Source organism: Bartonella sp. AP9QHHD (assembly GCF_042195625.1).
In the GTDB taxonomy this organism is placed as follows: Bacteria; Pseudomonadota; Alphaproteobacteria; order Rhizobiales; family Rhizobiaceae; genus Bartonella.
Map to the genome: position 1 here is coordinate 1 of NZ_JBHIOP010000048.1, position 3,514 is coordinate 3,514.

At 35.8% G+C, this 3,514-nt stretch carries 6 protein-coding genes; 4 read left to right on the top strand and 2 right to left on the bottom strand.

Annotation, left to right across the window (positions count from 1 at the left end; genetic code table 11):
• The first annotated feature begins 78 nt into the window (after positions 1-78).
• Positions 79-426, top strand: coding sequence for a hypothetical protein (locus ACFIK4_RS04035; protein ID WP_375675067.1), 348 nt, complete (start codon positions 79-81; stop codon positions 424-426).
• A gap of 237 nt (positions 427-663) precedes the next feature.
• A complete protein-coding gene (locus ACFIK4_RS04040) occupies positions 664-1,212 on the top strand; it encodes an antA/AntB antirepressor family protein (protein WP_375633208.1) in 549 nt (182 codons plus the stop codon).
• Between the two features lie 48 nt (positions 1,213-1,260).
• Here the strand turns inward: ACFIK4_RS04040 and ACFIK4_RS04045 are convergent, their stop codons facing one another.
• Complete coding sequence (locus ACFIK4_RS04045) at positions 1,261-1,689, bottom strand: type II toxin-antitoxin system HicB family antitoxin (RefSeq protein ID WP_375633209.1); 429 nt, start codon at positions 1,687-1,689, stop codon at positions 1,261-1,263.
• Between the two features lie 2 nt (positions 1,690-1,691).
• Positions 1,692-1,949: a hypothetical protein gene (locus tag ACFIK4_RS04050; protein WP_375675070.1), complete on the bottom strand. Its 258-nt coding sequence runs from the start codon at positions 1,947-1,949 to the stop codon at positions 1,692-1,694.
• A 239-nt stretch (positions 1,950-2,188) separates the two neighbouring features.
• Between ACFIK4_RS04050 and ssb the strand changes: the two genes are divergently transcribed.
• Both ssb and ACFIK4_RS04060 read left to right on the top strand, forming a co-directional pair.
• The gene (ssb, locus tag ACFIK4_RS04055) at positions 2,189-2,641 is read left to right on the top strand and encodes a single-stranded DNA-binding protein (protein ID WP_375675072.1); all 453 of its coding nucleotides are present in this window, start codon (positions 2,189-2,191) and stop codon (positions 2,639-2,641) included.
• Positions 2,642-2,653: 12 nt separating this feature from the next.
• Positions 2,654-3,202 (top strand): hypothetical protein, encoded by a 549-nt coding sequence (locus ACFIK4_RS04060; RefSeq protein ID WP_375657558.1) that lies wholly within the window; start codon positions 2,654-2,656, stop codon positions 3,200-3,202.
• Positions 3,203-3,514: the final 312 nt, after the last annotated feature.

Sequence of the window (3,514 nt, forward strand, 5' to 3'; positions counted from 1 at the left end):
CATATCTGTAATATAAAACGCTCTGTACGGTCAAATTTTAGGTAAATAGACCAATTGGTAAAATTATGGACTAAAAACATGAGAATATTAAAAGACCTGTTCTTAAAAAAGCGTAAACAACCCATGCAAAAAGAGTTTGTTGCAACAGCTGTTGGTTATGTTCCTTGGGGAGACGGAGCAGAGGAGTATTTTTACAACCTCTACGAATATGAAGACGGTACAAGAGAGTGTGAAAAGTTTGATGGTGGTCAGTATTATACCACACCAGAAAATGCGGATTTTAGTACCAAAGCGCAAGTGAAAGCTTGGGTTTACGGTGGGAATATTCCGAAAAGCGTTCTCAATTACGAGCCTCTTATAGACGAGATCAACAGAGAGATCAAAAAATTTTCAGAAGCTTCTGAAAAAACAATGATTAGATGCTAACTCATATCAGGAACAACTTGACAAATTTTTAAAAGCCATTAGGTTACGAAGCAGGCTTAAAACACCTGTAACCAATCGGTTCAATAGTATCCCGAAAGATCTGTTGCCCATCATAAGAAATTTTGTCCAGGGTCTTCACATGTATGTCCAAGGGTAACCTAAAGATGTGAAGGACTGAATTGGTTCGGTTGTTTTAGCCCTGGATACTTAAACTTTTAAAACAAAGGAACCAATATTATGAACACTCTTATTAAAATATCAGAAAAAATTATTGAACAAGAAATTGTGCAAACGGTCAATGCTCGTGAGTTACACGCATTCATGGAAATAGGAAAACGTTTCGCTACTTGGATTACGGATCGTATTAATCAATATACATTTGAAGAAGGTAAAGACTTCATAAAAACACAAGATTTGCGGTTCCCAAAATTGGGAAGCGCAAAATCTAGAGCTGTTACAGTAATAGAATACCATCTCACTTTAGATATGGCAAAAGAGCTTTCCATGGTTGAACGCAACGAGAAAGGCAGACAAGCTCGTCGTTACTTTATCGAGTGTGAAAAAAAGTTAAAAAGCCAATCTGTTGATAATGACCGTGATACACGCTTTGATTTTCCAAAAGATTGGGATAAAATGTCTCCAACTAAAAAGGCTGTTTACATTTATGGCCCTCTCCACATGCATCTTGTTAAAGCCTTTACATTGGTAGAAGAAAGCAAACAGTATAAAACACTCATTGAAGAAGCAAAACAGGTTTTAGAAAAATCTGTTGTAAAAGCTGCTTAGATTTAAAAACATGATTTTATCTTCTCGTCTTCAAAGGCGAGGAGATAGTTAAGCCGCGTTTTTTATTGTAATAACGACTTGCTTGCCGAGAACACTCAGTGCTTGCTCTAAAGTTTGAAGCTTAGTTGGATAATTGGGGTCAAGAATGCGTCTTGCTTCTGTTTCTTTTTTACCCAAACGATGTGCCAATTCTGTTTTTGTAATATTCGCTTCATTAAAGGCTTCTACCACTGCGAGCTTAAGAGCATTCCACGCATCTACCGTAACTTCTACAAGGTCTTTGTACTGCCGTGGTGTAGGCAAAGGCAGACCGCGCATAGAATAGCTCCGTAATGCCAACCCTAAAGCTTCAACAGCATTCTCTAATGCCTCTACTCTATTTTCTCCAGCTGTTATTGCTTCAGGTACATCTGGAAAAGTCACAATAAAACCACCATCCGGATCAGTTTCAAATTTTGCTTGATACGTATATTCCATGTTTAGGTCTCCTCACTATGATCAAAATGTTTTTGAAACGAAAAATTAAAAACGTATGAAATACGAGTTTCATATTCCCAATTGTTTTTTATTATCTTCACGTAAAGTGGCGTTAATTCACCCGATTTTATAACAGTTGTTTTGTCTCCAAAAGTTACCAAATAATGTGACCCTTTGCCTGCATCTGGAGCTTCACTGTAATGAAGACCTCTTTTTCTGGCTTCTTTGCGTAACTCTCTAAGCAGCGCTTCTCGTTTCATTTAGCCTCCCCTTAATTTGATAAAACCAATATCGCACAAAAAGGTTCGATTGTCAATAATAAATCAAGCAAAAAAGCCTTGCCTTTTTATAACACAGCTATTGAGTGAGTTTATCAAATAAGATTATAAAGTAATGCTTTAAAAAAATGTGATTAATTAACTGAAATAATTGAAAAAAATATGAAAATCATGCTAAGATTTTCTATGTATTAAAATACAAATTTAAGGTAAGAAAAAACATGCTAAATAAAGTAATGTTAATCGGGCGTCTAGGTGCTAACCCCGAAAGCAAAACAATGACTTCTGGAACAGAAATAGTCAATTTTCGTATGGCAACTTCTGAAAGCTATACGGATAAAAATACTCATCAAAAAGTAGAGAAAACAGAATGGCACTCCGTGGTGATTTTTAATCCACATTTAGCAAAAATTGCACTTCAATATCTCAACAAAGGTTCAAAGGTTTACATAGAAGGCAAATTACAGACACGCAAATGGCAAGATAAAAATGGGCATGACCGTTACACAACAGAGATTGTCTTACCACAATTCAAAGGTGAATTGTATTTGCTTGATGCAAAGAAAGATCAATCGGCATCCCCTACCCCTTCACCTATTACTTCTCAAAATTATGCTATCGCTTCAGGGGCTCAAGATTATAGAACGGCTCTTAACGATAGCGTCCCATTCTGATTGAAAAAAAATATGACAAAAAGAAAAAAACGTGCAAAACGCGGTCGTCCTCGGATTAAAGGATGTATCAGAGAACCAAATGGACGTATCTCACGAGCAAAAACACCGCATGAACCCATGGATAAATTGGCAATTGAAATGCGTGCCAAACGCTTCTGTTTGACCATAGAAGAGGCTAAAAATCCGCTTTCCGGTACCTATATCGGGCGGCTTTATTTGCAAGGCGAAATAAATCAAGACCAATATGATGCTGCGCAAAAATATCTTGAAGTGAAAAATGACTATTCGTGTGCAAAAGGTTTGCCAAGTGCTGTTTATGATAAAATGCCCTCATCTTCTGATGAGACAGCAAAAGAAAAATGGATTAAATTTGCAACAGAACAGTTTTCAAACATGCAAGAGGCTATCAAAGAAGCACAACACCTCTATAGACAGTATAATCTTTATGCCGCGATACAACATCTTGTTATAGAAAACCAAACATTACCACATCTTGTTAGTTCTTTGCGTATTGCTCTAAATGCTCTCCAGAAGTATTTTTATCCAAAAAATAAATGGTAAATGCTTTAACGTATAAACGATTTTTGGGAACGGAATATTTGCATCATTTGTTTGTAAAGCAGCATATTTAGGTAAAAAAATAAAAAAAACACAATATATTGATTTTTTTGTTGACAATATGTGAAAAGTCGTATTTAATGACGCTGCTGTACTGGTCGAATTGCGTCCAAAATTCAAAAATATCCTCTAAAAATTTAGTAAAATGTGATCTTGAAACGTGGCTAGAAAGCCCTGTTTTCTGGGTAATTCTGACTAATCTATTTTTCAAATAACAAAAATCAATAATTGACTAATGATGTCATTAATTATGAC